The sequence below is a fragment of the Thioclava sp. FR2 genome (assembly GCF_051200875.1).
GTDB lineage: Bacteria > Pseudomonadota > Alphaproteobacteria > Rhodobacterales > Rhodobacteraceae > Pseudotabrizicola.
On sequence record NZ_CP195191.1, the window covers coordinates 1021647 to 1036732 of the forward strand.

The window sequence follows — 15086 nt, forward strand, 5'->3', positions numbered from 1 at the left end:
GGCCGGAGGGTTAGCGTCGGAGCTTCGCAACCAACTGCGCTTCGACAGCCGGGGTCACGAACTTCGACACGTCCCCACCAAGGCGGGCGATTTCTTTCACCAGCTTTGATGCGATGGCTTGCCGTCTTGCATCGGCCATCATGAAAACCGTTTCGATGCTGGAATCCAGGGCGCGATTCATGCCAACCATCTGGAATTCGTATTCAAAATCCGCGACCGCCCGCAGCCCCCGGACAATTACGCTTGCTCCGACATCGCGTGCACAGTCGATCAGAAGGTTTTCGAACGGGTGAACCACGATTTCGCCGCCCGTCTTTGCGGTAATGGCTTTGCATTCCGCCTCGACCATCGCCACGCGTTCTTCCAAGGAAAACAAGGGGCCCTTGTCACGGTTGATGGCAACACCAATCACAAGGCGGTCGACCAAAGCCATCGCCCGTTGAATGATGTCGACATGCCCCAAAGTGATGGGGTCAAAAGTCCCGGGATATAGGCCGATGCGCATGACTGTCCCTGTGGTAGTTTTCGGCAACGCAATATTATTGCGCCGCCGAATGCAAGGTGAAAAAGCGCCGCATTCCTTGCGATTAGAAGCCTTTGATCATGCCTTCCAAGGCGTCTTTCTCGGCAGAAAGTTCCATCAATCTTGCCTTCACAACGTCGCCGATAGAGATGAGGCCGACCATCTCATCGCCCTCCATCACCGGCATGTGGCGAAAGCGGCCATCTGTCATCTTTTGCAGAACTTCATCGGTTTGGTCCGACCGTGTGCAGCCCACGATCTTGGCCGTCATGATTGTATCCACGCTTTCCGACAAACAGACCGGCCCGCGGCGGCCAAGTTCCCGCACGATATCGCGTTCAGACAGAATGCCAGAGACGCGTTTGCCATCTGCAGAGATGATCAGGGCACCAATCCGGCGTGAGGACAAGGTTTCAGCCGCTTTCGCGACCGTTGTTCCCGGCGGAACCGTCACAACCCCATCATCGGCCTTTGATTTCAGAATTTGGCTGACCAGCATGGTATGTCCTCCCGAATTGCCCATGGGGCAAGCGTCGGCCTGTGGCCATGAGTCTGTCAAGAAAAAGCTTCAAGCCGTTGAACTTCGCGCCGGATTCCCAAGGCAAGCGCATCTGCGAACCGTGAAAGCCGCACCGACCGCGCATCGCCTTCGTGGCGGATCAGCCAAAACGCCCGGGTCAACCTGACCGTATCGGCCAGCACCCGTGACAGTTCGGGAGCCTGAGGAAGCGCGAAATCGTGCACAACGCCCAAACCCGCCCCAGCGCGAAGAAGCTGGAGTTGCACGGGAACGGAGTTCGAGGCGACATCGACATGGGTCAAGCCAAGCTCTCCCAGATAATCCAGTTCTTTGTCAAAGATCATGTCGGGGATGTAGCCAACAATCCGATGCCCCTGAAGATCGTCATAAGAGGTGATCGGCGCGGCCTTCGCCAAGTAATCGGGGTGCGCGGCCAGAGAAAGGCGGTAATCGGTCAGTTTTTGAACCGTCAGGCGGCCCGCCTGAGGACGGCTGACGCCGATTGCCATGTCGGCCTCTCGTTTGGAGAGGTTAAAGACACGAGGAAGGGCGACAAGTTGCACTTCCAGGCCCGGATTTGCCGCGCTGATTTCGGCGATCACGGGCGGAAGCAGGTAGTTCGCGCAGCCATCAGGCGCGCCCAGCCGGATTTGACCTGTGATGCCCCCTGCCCCTTCGAACCGGCTTAGGCTTTCAGCCGCCCCCGCGGTTGCAGCCTCGGTAGCTTCGGCGTGCGGAAGCAGACGCAGGCCATCTTCGGTCAGGACGTAGCCCTGCGGCGACTTGTTGAACAGCAGCGTTGCCGTTCGTTCTTCCAGACGCGCGATCCGCCGTCCCACGGTCGCAGGATCAAGGGCCAGCCGTTTTCCGGCTCCAGACAGGCTTTCGCTGCGTGCAACAGCCAAGAAAATCCGCAGATCATCCCAGTCCACGACTTACCTCGCTCCGATATCGGTTTTGCAGGAATGCAAAACGTTTTTGGAATATTGCCGCTTTTCCCGGCATTTCCGCAAGACTAATGTGGCGCCAAGCAAATTGGAGGAGTCCCATGAAAGAGATCGGTCACTGGATCAACGGCAAGCGTGTTGCAGGCACGTCGGGCCGTTTCGCAGATGTGTTCAACCCGGCCACGGGCGAAGTTCAGGCAAAGCTGGCTTTGGCAAGCAAGGCCGAGCTTGATGCTGCCGTTGCTGCTGCTGCCGCCGCGCAACCGGCATGGGGTGCCACCAACCCGCAGCGCCGCGCCCGCGTCATGATGAAGTTCGTCGACCTTCTGAACCGCGACATGGATAAACTGGCCGAAGCTCTGTCGAGCGAGCATGGCAAGACCTTCCCGGATGCCAAGGGCGACATCCAGCGTGGTCTTGAAGTCATCGAATACTGCATCGGTGCCCCCCAGTTGCTGAAAGGCGAATTCACCGACAGCGCCGGCCCCGGCATCGACATGTATTCGATGCGTCAGCCCCTTGGTGTGGCTGCTGGCATCACGCCGTTCAACTTCCCGGCCATGATCCCGCTGTGGAAAATGGGCCCGGCCCTTGCTTGCGGCAACGCATTCATTCTGAAGCCTTCCGAGCGCGACCCCTCCGTGCCGCTGATGCTGGCCGAGTTGATGAAGGAAGCCGGTCTGCCGGATGGCGTTCTTCAAGTCATCAACGGCGACAAAGAGTCGGTCGATGCGATCCTTGACAACCCGACCATCGCTGCTGTCGGTTTCGTCGGATCGACCCCGATCGCCGAGTACATCTACGGCCGTGGCTGTTCAAACGGTAAGCGCGTGCAGTGTTTCGGCGGCGCAAAGAACCACATGATCATCATGCCAGATGCTGATCTTGACCAGGCAGCCGACGCGCTGGTCGGTGCAGGCTATGGTGCTGCAGGCGAACGCTGCATGGCGATTTCGGTTGCCGTTCCGGTGGGTGAAAAGACAGCCGATGCGCTGATTGAAAAACTGATCCCGCGGATCGAAAAACTGAAGGTCGGCCCTTATACTGCGGGCAACGACGTGGATTACGGCCCAGTCGTGACCGCTGCGGCAAAGGCCAACATTCTGAAGCTGGTTCAATCGGGCGTGGATCAGGGCGCAAAGCTGGTCGTCGACGGCCGCAATTTCTCGCTGCAGGGGTATGAGGACGGCTTCTTTGTTGGTCCGCATCTGTTTGACCATGTCACGAAGGACATGGACATCTACAAGAAGGAAATCTTCGGGCCGGTTCTTTCGACCGTTCGTGCGAAATCCTATGAAGAGGCTATCGGCCTTGCCATGGACCACGAATACGGAAACGGCACCGCGATTTTCACCCGTGATGGCGATACCGCCCGCGACTTTGCCAACCGTATCAACATCGGCATGATCGGCATCAACGTTCCGATCCCGGTTCCGCTGGCCTATCACACCTTTGGCGGCTGGAAGAAGTCGGCCTTTGGCGACCTGAACCAGCATGGCCCGGATGCCTTCCGCTTCTACACGCGGACCAAGACGATCACCTCGCGCTGGCCGTCGGGAATCAAGGAAGGCTCGGCCTTCAACTTCAAGGCAATGGACTGATCGCAGACATCCATTTGCAGGGTTTAAAAGGGGGCTGGCCTTTCGGGGTCGGCCCTTATTTTCATATGGAATTCGATAGCCTTGGGACTTCCCTGCAACGTTTATGGTCCGGCTTTCCTTACTTGCCTATAGACGTGGTTGCCCAGAAACCCAAAGAGGTGTTCACTGGCCCAAGGGGCAATCTTGCTTTGTGGGACGTCAGATGGCCGTCAGCTACAAGATCCTTAAAGAGTTCGATGTTGTGTATGTTAAATATGTTGGACCGCCCGAGATTTTGGCGGCCATAGCTTTATTTGAATCATACCAACGCGACCCGGATTGCCGTCCGGGGCAAAAGCATTTTGTGGACTTGTCGGATATTTCTGAACCCGTTGGGGACTACATCGAGATGATGAAGTTCATGGCGAAAATGGCCGATCAGTTCACGCAGGACAGCCCTCAGACCTTGCTTGTCTGCTATGCGCCAACCCCACTGTCTCGCAAGGTAGCGATAATGGGGCAAAAGTCGTGGGACAAGGTGGATCAAGTTGTCTACCGGGTCATTGAGGATGAGGCGGCCGCGCTTGCTTTCTTGGGGCTGACGGCAAAATCAGTTGCTGACCTGCTTGCCGACGCCTGAGCATTCCGGAAATGGCAGCAAAGACTTGCCTTCCAATTGGAAAGTAAGTCCTTTGGTTCCATGACAGACACATTGCATATCCGGATCGTTGGCTCTGCTGGACAGATCTCACTGACGCGTGCTGACGCCTTGAATGCGCTGACACGAGAGATGATCCGGCAGATCCGCCGGGCCATCGCCTCGTTCAATGAAAACCCACAAATAGATGTCATTCTGCTGGATGCCGAGGGCGATAGGGCCTTCTGCGCAGGCGGCGATCTGTCATCCATTTATCGGGCCGGCAAGACCGGGAACTTCAGCGCCGGGCAAGATTTCTGGGCAGAAGAATACCGGATGAACCTAGAAATTGCGACGAGCCGGAAGCCGGTTGTCAGCTTTATGCACGGGTTTGTCATGGGAGGAGGTATCGGTCTAGGGTGCCATGCAGCCCTTCGCATTGCCGCACCCGATGCGGTCTTTGCAGTCTCACAGGTCAAAGTTGGATTGGCACCAGATGCCGGGGCGAGTTTCCTGCTTGCTCTTTCTCCGGGTCGAATGGGCGAATATCTTGGCGCCACTGGGCGACGGTTTGGTGCCGCTGATGCGGTTTGGCTGGGCTTTGCCGATAGGGTCATCGCAAGGGCAGACTGGCCGAGGCTGAAGGCGCTGTTGTCTGGCGGTGCAGGACTGGATGCAATTCCAGAGGGGATAGAAGGCGCATCGGGGCTTTCCATGATCGCGCCCGCTGTCGACGCCCAGTTCGGCGGCGAAAGCCTTGCTGATATTTGGCGCGCATTGTTGAAAGATACTACTCCGTTCGGTCACGATTGCCGCGAGCTTTTGGGAAAAGTGTCGCCTCTGGCCGCGTCCGCAGCGATTGAAATGTTGCACCGCCTTGGCGAAGGTTGGCCCATGGATCGAGCGCTTGGTTTGGAATATCGTTTTGCATATCGTGCTCAGGAAAACGGAGATCTTCTGGAAGGCATCCGCGCTGTGATCATAGACAAGGACCAGTCCCCGAAATGGCGCCATGATGGCCCCGACACAGTTGCCGCTGTCGAAACCGCTAGAATGCTGATGCCGTTGGGCCCTGCGGAGTGGAGAGCGGAGTGAACTGGATCGAAGCAATTCCCGAGCTGTTGCCCGCGAACGTCCAAAGATTTTCGGCATTGGTGCCGAAAGACCTGCCCAAGGGACTGGTTCTGTTTCGTCCGGGAGAAATGGCGGCAGGATTCGCAGTCGTGCTTCGTGGGCGCGTTGAAGTTAACCTCACAGGGCCATCCGGGCGCGAGATCCTGTTATACGCGGTTGAACCGGGCCAGTCCTGTGTTCAAACAACTTTGGGCTTGCTTGGTGGCGAGGCTTATACTGGCGAGGCCATCACCGCGAGTGATGTGCAAGTGATCAGCATTCCGCGTACTCTCTTTCTGGAAGTCATGGACAATGACGCCAGCTTTAGAACCTTTGTGATGAAAAGCTTTGCGCAGCGCATGCGTGATATAACACGCCTGTTGGAGCGCGTGGCCTTTGGTCGGGTAGAAGCCCGCCTTGCCTCGGAGCTTTTGCGACTAGAGCAAGGTGGAACGGTATTTGCCACGCATGCCGAGTTGGCAGCGCGGATCGGTTCAGCGCGAGAGGTCGTGACAAGGCGGATTGACGGATTTGTCCGTGAAGGTTGGATTGACACCGAAAGGGGCGAGGTTCGGCTTCTTGATCTGGATGCTCTGCGTCAACTCGCCGCAACAGTTGCGTGATCAGATCACAGACGAAGGGATGGGACAGCCTTTACACTTTCTTTCATGAACCGGCTGCCAAAGCACAGTCCGGAATGAGCCGCTCAGCCTTGCCTGTGCGCAGTTCAAGAAAGGGAACGACATGTTCACGACCAATGTTGGTGGAATTGACCGCATCCTACGCATCGTTGTGGGTCTGGCGCTTTTGCTGTGGTTTTTCGTCGATCAGGGCAGCGGCTTTTGGCACTATGCGAAGTTGATCGGCATTGTCCCGCTTTTGACCGGCCTGATGTCAACCTGCCCGCTTTATTCCATTCTGGGAATGAGCACCTGCCCGGTCAAAAAAGCCTGACCATTGACGCAGAATGGCAAAGGCCCGGCGTGCGGGCCTTTGCAAAATCGGCTTAGTTTCCAGCTAAATCCATCGGTGAGAACTGCGATTGCCCCACCGTTTGCACGGCCACATCCTCGACCGTGGCAAGCTCTAGATCATAGGGAACGGCGTTTCTTGCCATCAGGCTTTCAAACAGCGTTTGATATTCATACTGATCGCGGGTGATTGCTTCTGCAAAGGATTGAACAAGCGTGTCGTCCACTTCGACATGAACCATCCGAAGCACGCCACGATCTGAGGAATACCCTTCGTTCAGCGCGATCATCACACCGAAGGTCAGCGCGTAGTACAAGCCCATGGTCGCTTTGTAGCCGCCGTCGTGTCCGGCAATGATTGTCCCCGCAAGGACAAAACCAGCCGCGGTTATTCCCAGATGCAGCAGGATCAAGCGGTCCCCCTGCACCTCAAATTCCAAGAGCGTCCAGACCCAGACAAGGACGACGGTCAGGACCGCCAGTTTCAAGATTGTATTTAGAATACTCATAATGGCCCCCAACGGCTGTCACTAGCACAGTTTGGAAAACAATCGGGGCAGCGAAAGGACCGCAAATAGGCAATGGCGCGGCACTATACGGCATGGAGCCTTATTGTTGACGCAACGTCAACGCCACGAAATCTTAGCGGAATTGAACCAGAGAGCGTCTATTCCGCAGCCACGCGCCGCGGGTTCAGCATGTCCTTCAGGTATCGGCCTGTGTGGCTGGCCTCGATTTTCGCCACCTGTTCTGGTGTCCCTTCGGCCACGATGCGGCCCCCGCCATCCCCACCTTCGGGACCAATGTCGATGATCCAATCGGCAGTCTTTATGACATCCAGATTGTGTTCGATCACCACAACAGTGTTTCCTTGGTCAACCAGTTCGTGAAGGACTTCCAGCAGCTTTCGTACATCCTCGAAATGAAGGCCCGTTGTTGGCTCATCCAAGATGTACAGCGTGCGACCGGTCGCTCGGCGGCTGAGTTCCTTGGACAGCTTGACGCGCTGCGCCTCTCCACCGGAAAGCGTCGTCGCCTGTTGGCCGACCTTGATATAGCCAAGGCCAACTTGGCACAAAGCATCCATCTTTTCGCGGATTGCCGGAACGGCCGAGAAAAAGTCTTGTGCGTCTTCACAAGTCATTTCCAGCACATCGGCAATCGACTTGCCCTTGAACTTGATCTCCAACGTTTCGCGGTTGTAGCGATGACCTTTGCAGGTTTCACAGGTCACATAGACATCCGGGAGAAAGTGCATCTCGATCTTGATCACACCATCCCCTTGGCAAGCCTCGCAGCGCCCGCCCTTCACGTTGAACGAGAACCGTCCCGGCTGATAGCCGCGCGCCTTGGATTCTGGCAAACCAGCAAACCAGTCGCGAATGGGGGTGAAGGCCCCTGTATAGGTTGCCGGGTTTGACCGAGGCGTCCGACCAATTGGTCGCTGGTCGATATCAATGACCTTGTCGAGATGCTCAAAACCTTTGATCGTCTCACAGGGTGCGGGTGTTTCGCGTGCCCCGTTCAGCTTCATCGCTGCGGTCTTGAAGAGCGTTTCGATGGTCAGAGTGGACTTTCCTCCGCCGGAAACCCCCGTCACGCAGACGAACTTGCCCAGCGGGAAATCGGCAGTCACCTTCTTAAGGTTGTTGCCCTCTGCCCCGACGACCGTCAGTTTCTTTCCGCTTCCCGCGCGCCGTCCTTTCGGGACAGAGATTTCCCGTTTGCCCGATAGATACTGGCCAGTAAGACTGGCTGCATCTGCTGCAACTTGTTCCGGCGTCCCGTGACTGACCACCTGTCCGCCATGAACACCCGCCCCAGGACCGATATCGAAGACATAATCTGCCTCGCGGATGGCATCCTCATCATGCTCGACAACCAGCACCGTATTGCCCTGATCACGAAGGTTCTTAAGCGTGGTCAACAGACGGTCATTGTCACGCTGATGCAGACCAATCGACGGCTCGTCCAAAACGTAAAGAACGCCGGTCAAGCCCGACCCGATCTGGCTGGCAAGCCGGATACGCTGGCTTTCCCCACCAGACAGTGTCCCTGCGTTGCGGCTCAGCGTCAGATAATCAAGGCCAACATTCACCAAGAAACCCAGCCTTTCGCGGATCTCTTTAAGAATGGCCTTCGCGATTTCGTTCTTTTGGTTCGTCAGTGACTCTGGGACCGTGCCAACCCAAGCAAAAGCTTCTTTGATCGACATCTCGGTGACGTGACCGATGTGCTTCCCACCGATCTTCACCGCCAGAGCCTCGGGCTTCAGGCGATAGCCTTCACAGCTGCCGCAGGCACGATTGTTCTGAAACCGCTCCATATCCTCCCGGCTCCATGCACTATCGGTCTCGCGATAGCGACGTTCCATATTCGGAATGACGCCTTCAAACACGCGCCGCACCTGATATATGCGACCACCCTCGTCATAGCGAAAATCTATTTCCTCTCCATTCGAGCCATAGAGGAAAAGCTGCTGCACATGGGCTGGCAGCTCTTTCCACTTCTTCTTCTTGTCGAATTCGTAGTGCTTGGCCAATGCATCAATGGTCTGGGTGAAATACGGGGATTTCGATTTTGACCAAGGTGCAATCGCCCCCTGCATCAAAGTAAGGCCTTGATCGGGAACAACCAAGCGTTCGTCAAAGAAAAGCTCGACACCCAAGCCATCACAGGCCGGACAAGCCCCGAAAGGTGCGTTGAAAGAAAAAAGCCGCGGCTCGATTTCAGCGATTGTGAAGCCCGAAACCGGGCAGGCAAACTTTTCGGAATAGGTGACCCTTTCGCCTTCCCCTTCGCTGGGTGCGGTTTCGATTACTGCGATCCCATCCGCCAGATTCAGGGCCGTGCGGAAGCTGTCTGCCAGACGGGTTTCGAGGCCTTCGCGGACGACAATCCGGTCAACCACAACGTCAATGTTGTGGCGAAACTTCTTGTCCAGAACTGGGGGCTCTTCCAGTTCATAAAACTGGCCATTAACCTTGACGCGCTGAAAGCCCTGCTTCCGCAGATCAAGGAATTCCTTCTTGTACTCGCCTTTGCGATCCCGGACGATGGGGGCCATCAGGTAAGCGCGCGTCCCTTCTGGCATCGCCATGACGGCATCGACCATATCCTGAACCTGCATCGCCGTGATCGGAAGTCCGGTCGCCGGGCTGTAGGGTGTGCCAACGCGGGCAAACAACAGGCGCAGATAGTCGTAAATTTCCGTAACCGTCCCAACGGTCGAGCGCGGATTCTTCGATGTGGTTTTTTGTTCGATTGAAATGGCGGGAGAAAGGCCGGAGATATGATCGACATCCGGCTTCCCCATCATATCAAGGAATTGCCGTGCATAAGCGGAAAGGGACTCGACATAACGTCGCTGGCCCTCTGCATAGATCGTGTCGAAGGCGAGCGATGATTTTCCAGAACCGGACAGGCCCGTGATGACGACCAGTTGATCTCGCGGAATATCGACATCAACACCTTTGAGGTTGTGTTCGCGCGCACCGCGCACCTCGATGAACTTCTGTTCGGCCATTTCAACCCCCGGAGCAACGCCTCACAGATAGGATGAAACCGTCGAGTCTCCAATGAGAAAATGAGAACAAAGAGTAAACTTCCGGATATTTCGGTTTGCCTGACATCAGACTGCTCTCGTGCAGGCAAAAAACCAACGAGGCGAGCTAACTGTGGCCACATGCCTCTTTACATATTCATTTTTTAATATATGTATCTGTCAAACGCGAAAAGGAGTTCGCAGATGTTCAATTTCCTCCGTATGGCCCCGCAGCCAAGCCTTTCCGTTGCAGAGATTGCCGACAAGCTTTCGCGCAATGAAATATGCCTCGTCGATGTGCGTGAGATGGCGGAAGTCAAAGCATCGGGAAAAGCGAAGGGCGCAAAGGTCATTCCGCTCTCTATTCTTGGTCTGAAATGCGATCCCAAAGCCGCAGATTGCATGATCTCGCATGACAAACCGGTTGCTCTTTACTGTGCCTCTGGTGGCCGTTCGTCCATGGCCGCTCAAACACTTTCCAACCTTGGATATGCCGAGGTCTACAATATTGGCGGCTTTGGAGACTGGATTTCAGGCGGCGGTCAGGTGGAAAGAATCTGACGCCGATACTGCTGCACCTGATGTAGCGTCAGGCCAAGCAGACAGGCGCCGATTGCACAGGCGGACAGGCCCCAAGGGCCTGCCCCAAGCAGGATCGCTGCAATAACGGGCGTGCCCGTCGTTGTGCCCAAATTACCAAGCTGCGCAATCGCCCCTGCGGCTCTGGCTCTGGTTGCTCCCGTCTCATTAAGAAAGGGAATGGACGCAAAGCTTGCGCCCTGCACCAGACCAAGAGCGGACGACAGCCAAAGCCCCGAGACGGTCATCATGAGGCCGTTCCCCCAAGTCGCTGCCAGCAAGATGAATGCTGGAATAGCGACCGCATAGCCCCACTGAACCAACCTGACAGGTGACATTCGTGTCAGCAACCAGACACCAAGGGTCAGGGAAACCGCAATCGAAATCGCGGGCATCCCACTGGCTGCAACCGATCTAAAGCCTTCCGGAATTTGTGGGGGCAGCAGGGTCAGTAAGGCGACGTACAGAAAAGTATAGCAGAAGAAACCCATGGCTGGCGCCGCCATGCGCGGAGATTTGTAGATTGTGGCGTGCTGGCGGATGAGTGAATCACCTTCATCAAAACTGGACACCGACCGCTGATCTGGCGGCATGAGAGCAGCCAAGGCGACCGCGCAAACCGCCATCCAGACCGCATGCCCAAGAAAAAGCGTGGCCACGTCCCAGGGTGCAAACAGGGCCAACAGAGAATAGGCAACACCAAAGAAGCTTGACCAAAGCGTCATCACTGCGCCGCGAAATTTGTCGGATGCAGATTTCGCCATGATCGTCGGCCCGGCCACCACGATTGCCAGATGCGACATGCCTTCAATTACGCGCGAGGCAATCATTGCTGGATATGACAGGTCGAGCGTTTGGAGGACTGACATGGCGCCCCCTGCCAGCAGGGCCGCGACCATAACGCGGCGCTGTCCAAGACGCTCGACAAGGAGGCCAGCCGTCGTTCCGAAAATCAGACCAACAATCCCGACAATTGAAACGATGAGCCCAAGCGCAATCGCTGAAAGTCCCGCATAGCTGTTGGCCAAAGTCTCGAACAAGATGGACATCTTTCCAAACTGTGTTGCGGCCCCCAATCCTGCACACCACACAGCCATAACCGTCAGAAAAACGCGCATCAGCAAGCTTTCATCAGTTCAAAAATCAAAGGCCCCCCGAACAGCGCCGGAGGGCCAGGAAGAGGATGAAGGAACCTTCCCGTCAGATTAGATGTGCAACGCCCTACCGTAAGCGTCAAGCACGGCTTCATGCATCATCTCTGACAGCGTCGGATGCGGGAAAACCGCGTTCATAAGGTCTTCTTCCGTCGTTTCCAGCGAGCGCCCGACAACGTAGCCCTGGATCAGTTCTGTCACCTCTGCACCAACCATGTGGGCGCCCAAAAGCTCGCCTGTCTTGGCATCGAAGACCGTCTTGATCATGCCTTCTGGTTCACCCAAGGCAATCGCCTTGCCATTGCCAATAAAGGGGAAGCGTCCAACCTTGATTTGATAGCCGGCTTCTTTGGCTTTGGCTTCGGTCAGTCCGACGCTGGCCACTTGCGGATGGCAATAGGTGCAGCCCGCAATGGAATTTGGCTTGATCGGATGTGGGTGCCCCCCGCCGATCAATTCCGCGACCATGACGCCCTCATGGCTTGCCTTATGTGCAAGCCAAGGGGCGCCGGCGATATCGCCAATAGCGTAAAGCCCTTCAACGCCCGTACGGCAGAACTCATCTGTGACCACATGGGTACGATCAATTTTGACGCCCAGTGCCTCAAGACCCAGATTTTCGACATTCCCGACGATCCCGACAGCAGAAATAACGGTATCGAACTCTGCGGTCTCGGTCTTGCCGTTCGATTCCAGATGGGCGGTTACACCCACGCCCGGCTTTCGATCCAGTTTCTTGACCGTCGTCTTTTCGAGTATCTTCATGCCTTGTTTGACGAAGGCTTTCTTGGCAAAGGCGCTGATCTCCGCGTCTTCAACTGGAAGCACCCGGTCCATCACTTCACAGACTGTGACGTCTGCGCCAAGCGTATTGAAGAAGCTGGCAAATTCGATCCCGATCGCGCCCGACCCGATGACTAACAGCTTTTTCGGCATACGCTTTGGTTGCAGAGCGTGCTTGTACGTCCAAACAAGATCGCCGTCCGCTTCAAGTCCGGGAAGTTCCCGTGCGCGCGCACCGGTTGCCAAAATGATCGACTTGGCGGTCAGCTCATCTGTGCCCTTGTCCGTCTTGACCGAAACAGTGCCCTTCTTCGGAAGGGTCGCCGCGCCCATGAAGACTGTGACCTTGTTCTTCTTCATCAGGTGTCCGATGCCACCTGACAGTTGCTTAGCGACCCCTCGTGACCGGGCAACAACGGCGTCAAGGTCATAGCTGATGCCATCGGCCTTCAGCCCGAAATCCTTAGCCCGATGCATCAGGTGAAAGACTTCCGCCGAGCGCAGCAGGGCCTTTGTCGGAATGCATCCCCAGTTTAGACAGATACCGCCTAAATGCTCGCGCTCGACAATCGCCGTCTTCAAACCAAGCTGGCTGGCTCGGATAGCGGCGACGTAGCCTCCCGGTCCAGCGCCGACAACGATCACATCAAAAACCTGAGCGGCCATTTCTTCCTCCCGTGAAAAAGTGGTTTACCCTTAAACTATCTTTTCATCTGAAGCAATGAAACCTGCGCCCGCACCCCATGCAGCATATGCATAGCAAGGCAACGCTTTGGTTTCATTCGGCAAAAGATGGGTGGTCACTTGTCATCCTCATTTTGAAGTGACTGCACGACGCTTGCATAGCCGCCCTCAGCAAGGAATCTCTCTTCCTCTGCTGTCGTCTCTCGCCCCAGCGCTGCATTCCTGAATGGAAAGCGCCCGAAACGAGCGATCACTTCGCGATGTGCCCGTGCATGTAGCAAATTGCCCGGCTCGGATGGCAGGCGCTCTTGCATAAGTCTGACGCAAAAATCCTGATCTGCCAAATCTTCCGAATGCTCAAACGGCATGTAGAAGAATTGTCGTTCAGGCTCTGGCGCACCCAAATCCCATCCTTGCTCAACCGCCAAAGTCGCCGCTGAGCGAGCCTTTGCATCCGTCGCAAAGGCCAAGGCCTTGCCCCGATGGATATTGCGCGAGAATTGGTCCGCGACGATCAGGTAAGCCAATGTTCCGGCAGTCCCCCCAATCCAATGCTCTAAACCGTCTTCGTTAAGCGCATTCCAAAGATCACCGAACTGTTCGATGATCTTGGCGTCAATCTCTTCGCCGCCAGCATACCATCCCTCTGGTCCGATCTCGCCAAGCCAGAAGTCCAAAACCTCAACCGGGTCTGACATTTATGCCTCCACACTTAATGCTGCAGCGTGACAGGCGGCTGGCGCGGGCGCAAGCTTGATCAATCAAGCTTTTGCGTGAGAGGTCAGTTCTTTACCCGTGCATCCTCTGCATCGATAAGCGCAGCGGTTTCAACTGCGACGACCGAGGCGGTTGGCGAGACCGGGGTAAAGCCAGAGGTAGCCTCGGGACGGATTCTGCGGCGCGTCATACGCCACGCGGCATAGGTGGCAAGCGCAGAAAACAGGACAGACATGAAAAGGAAGAAACCGGCTGATCCGATGGTGTCCATCATCCATCCCGTAATGATTGGTCCGGAAATGGCGCCCAAGCCGTTGATAAACAGCAACCCGGCAGAGGCGGCAGCCATGTCAGTCGTATCAAGATAGTCATTCACATAGGCAAGGAGCAGGGAATAAAGGGGGTTCGATATCGCCCCGCCGACCGCCCCAATTGCGACAAGACCCCAGAATGGCAGATCAAGAAACACCGGCAAGGTCAGCGCAACCCCGCCAACGACCGAAAGCCACAGGATAAGTGTGCGTCGGTCCATACGGTCGGACATCCAGCCGATAGGGTATTGGGCGACCAGCCCACCGATGTATATGCCGGAAACGAAGATGGATAGATCGCGGACAGAAAGGCCAACCTGTGTCCCCCAGACCGAGGCCATCCCAAACTGTGCGGAAAATATCCCCCCCAGCAAGAACATGCCGACGCAACCCAGCGGCGAGGCTATGTAAAGGCGCTTGAAGGAAAGGGGTTTGGTCGACTCGAACGCAGGGGCCTGACTGACAGAAAGCAGAATTGGCGTGAAGGCCAGCGACACAAGCACCGAAGGGATGACGAAAAGAATGTAGCCGGAGGGGTCACCCACGTTCAGCAACATCTGCGCGGCAATAATTCCAATCATCTGAACGATCAGATAAAGAGACAGCGCCTGCCCTCGGGTTTCGTTGGTGGATGCGTTGTTCAGCCAACTTTCAGCGGTGATATAGACACCGGAAAACGAGAACCCGATCAAAACCCGCAAGGCTGCCCAGACCATCCAGTCGGGAGCCGCCGCATACATGACCAGTACGGCCGAAATCATCGAACCAAGGGCCGCAAAGACCCGTACATGCCCGACCCTGCGGATCATGTCCGGCGCCAGGCGACTGCCAAAGAGAAAGCCGACGAAATAGCAAGACATCACAATCGACATTTGGCCTGTTGTGAAATCTTCCAAAGCGCCGCGAATACCCAGAAGCGTTCCTTGCATTCCGTTGCCCAACATCAACAGCCCCAGACCGAGCAGCAAAGCCCAGGTGTTGCGGAGTACGAAGAGCATCAGAGGTTCCTTTCCAAGAAACGTC

The 15086-nt window shown here is 56.1% G+C and carries 15 protein-coding genes; 6 read left to right on the forward strand and 9 right to left on the reverse strand.

Going from position 1 to position 15086, the window contains the following annotated elements:
- Positions 1 to 10: 10 nt before the first annotated feature.
- From coaD to ACSBLW_RS04900, 3 genes are all read right to left on the reverse strand, one after another.
- Entirely contained in the window at positions 11 to 505 is a 495-nt protein-coding gene (gene coaD, locus ACSBLW_RS04890; RefSeq protein WP_435259111.1) for a pantetheine-phosphate adenylyltransferase, read from the reverse strand.
- A gap of 82 nt (positions 506 to 587) precedes the next feature.
- A complete protein-coding gene (locus tag ACSBLW_RS04895; RefSeq protein ID WP_435260045.1) occupies positions 588 to 1022 on the reverse strand; it encodes a CBS domain-containing protein in 435 nt (144 codons plus the stop codon).
- Positions 1023 to 1078: 56 nt separating this feature from the next.
- Positions 1079 to 1975 carry a LysR family transcriptional regulator gene (locus ACSBLW_RS04900; protein WP_435259112.1) on the reverse strand — a complete coding sequence of 299 codons (897 nt, stop codon included), beginning with the start codon at positions 1973 to 1975 and terminating at the stop codon, positions 1079 to 1081.
- Positions 1976 to 2091: 116 nt separating this feature from the next.
- Here ACSBLW_RS04900 and ACSBLW_RS04905 point away from each other — a divergent pair, with 116 nt between their 5' ends.
- From ACSBLW_RS04905 to ACSBLW_RS04925, 5 genes are all read left to right on the forward strand, one after another.
- On the forward strand, positions 2092 to 3591 hold the full coding sequence (locus ACSBLW_RS04905; RefSeq protein WP_435259113.1) for a CoA-acylating methylmalonate-semialdehyde dehydrogenase: 1500 nt from the start codon (positions 2092 to 2094) through the stop codon (positions 3589 to 3591).
- Positions 3592 to 3793: 202 nt separating this feature from the next.
- Entirely contained in the window at positions 3794 to 4210 is a 417-nt protein-coding gene (locus ACSBLW_RS04910) for a hypothetical protein (RefSeq protein ID WP_435259114.1), read from the forward strand.
- A 60-nt stretch (positions 4211 to 4270) separates the two neighbouring features.
- Entirely contained in the window at positions 4271 to 5302 is a 1032-nt protein-coding gene (locus ACSBLW_RS04915; RefSeq protein WP_435259115.1) for an enoyl-CoA hydratase/isomerase family protein, read from the forward strand.
- Complete coding sequence (locus ACSBLW_RS04920) at positions 5299 to 5943, forward strand: Crp/Fnr family transcriptional regulator (protein WP_435259116.1); 645 nt, start codon at positions 5299 to 5301, stop codon at positions 5941 to 5943. The genes ACSBLW_RS04915 and ACSBLW_RS04920 overlap by 4 nt, the downstream gene beginning before the upstream one ends.
- Positions 5944 to 6064: 121 nt before the next feature.
- Positions 6065 to 6274: a YgaP family membrane protein gene (locus tag ACSBLW_RS04925; RefSeq protein ID WP_435259117.1), complete on the forward strand. Its 210-nt coding sequence runs from the start codon at positions 6065 to 6067 to the stop codon at positions 6272 to 6274.
- Between the two features lie 52 nt (positions 6275 to 6326).
- Here the strand turns inward: ACSBLW_RS04925 and ACSBLW_RS04930 are convergent, their stop codons facing one another.
- Together ACSBLW_RS04930 and uvrA are read right to left on the reverse strand one after the other, a co-directional pair.
- Positions 6327 to 6800 (reverse strand): hypothetical protein, encoded by a 474-nt coding sequence (locus tag ACSBLW_RS04930; RefSeq protein WP_435259118.1) that lies wholly within the window; start codon positions 6798 to 6800, stop codon positions 6327 to 6329.
- Positions 6801 to 6958: 158 nt separating this feature from the next.
- Entirely contained in the window at positions 6959 to 9817 is a 2859-nt protein-coding gene (gene uvrA, locus ACSBLW_RS04935) for an excinuclease ABC subunit UvrA (protein WP_435259119.1), read from the reverse strand.
- A gap of 222 nt (positions 9818 to 10039) precedes the next feature.
- On the opposite strand from uvrA, the gene ACSBLW_RS04940 reads away from it, so the two are divergent.
- Positions 10040 to 10396, forward strand: a complete 357-nt coding sequence (locus tag ACSBLW_RS04940; RefSeq protein WP_435259120.1) for a rhodanese-like domain-containing protein — start codon at positions 10040 to 10042, stop codon at positions 10394 to 10396.
- Here the strand turns inward: ACSBLW_RS04940 and ACSBLW_RS04945 are convergent.
- The 4 genes from ACSBLW_RS04945 to ACSBLW_RS04960 form a co-directional block, all read right to left on the reverse strand.
- Positions 10378 to 11532, reverse strand: coding sequence for an MFS transporter (locus tag ACSBLW_RS04945; protein ID WP_435259121.1), 1155 nt, complete (start codon positions 11530 to 11532; stop codon positions 10378 to 10380). The genes ACSBLW_RS04940 and ACSBLW_RS04945 overlap by 19 nt on opposite strands.
- An 87-nt stretch (positions 11533 to 11619) precedes the next feature.
- Entirely contained in the window at positions 11620 to 13017 is a 1398-nt protein-coding gene (lpdA, locus tag ACSBLW_RS04950; protein WP_435259122.1) for a dihydrolipoyl dehydrogenase, read from the reverse strand.
- Between the two features lie 134 nt (positions 13018 to 13151).
- Positions 13152 to 13733 (reverse strand): DUF924 family protein, encoded by a 582-nt coding sequence (locus tag ACSBLW_RS04955; protein WP_435259123.1) that lies wholly within the window; start codon positions 13731 to 13733, stop codon positions 13152 to 13154.
- 83 nt (positions 13734 to 13816) lie between these two features.
- Positions 13817 to 15061, reverse strand: a complete 1245-nt coding sequence (locus ACSBLW_RS04960) for an MFS transporter (protein ID WP_435259124.1) — start codon at positions 15059 to 15061, stop codon at positions 13817 to 13819.
- Between the last annotated feature and the right edge of the window lie 25 nt (positions 15062 to 15086).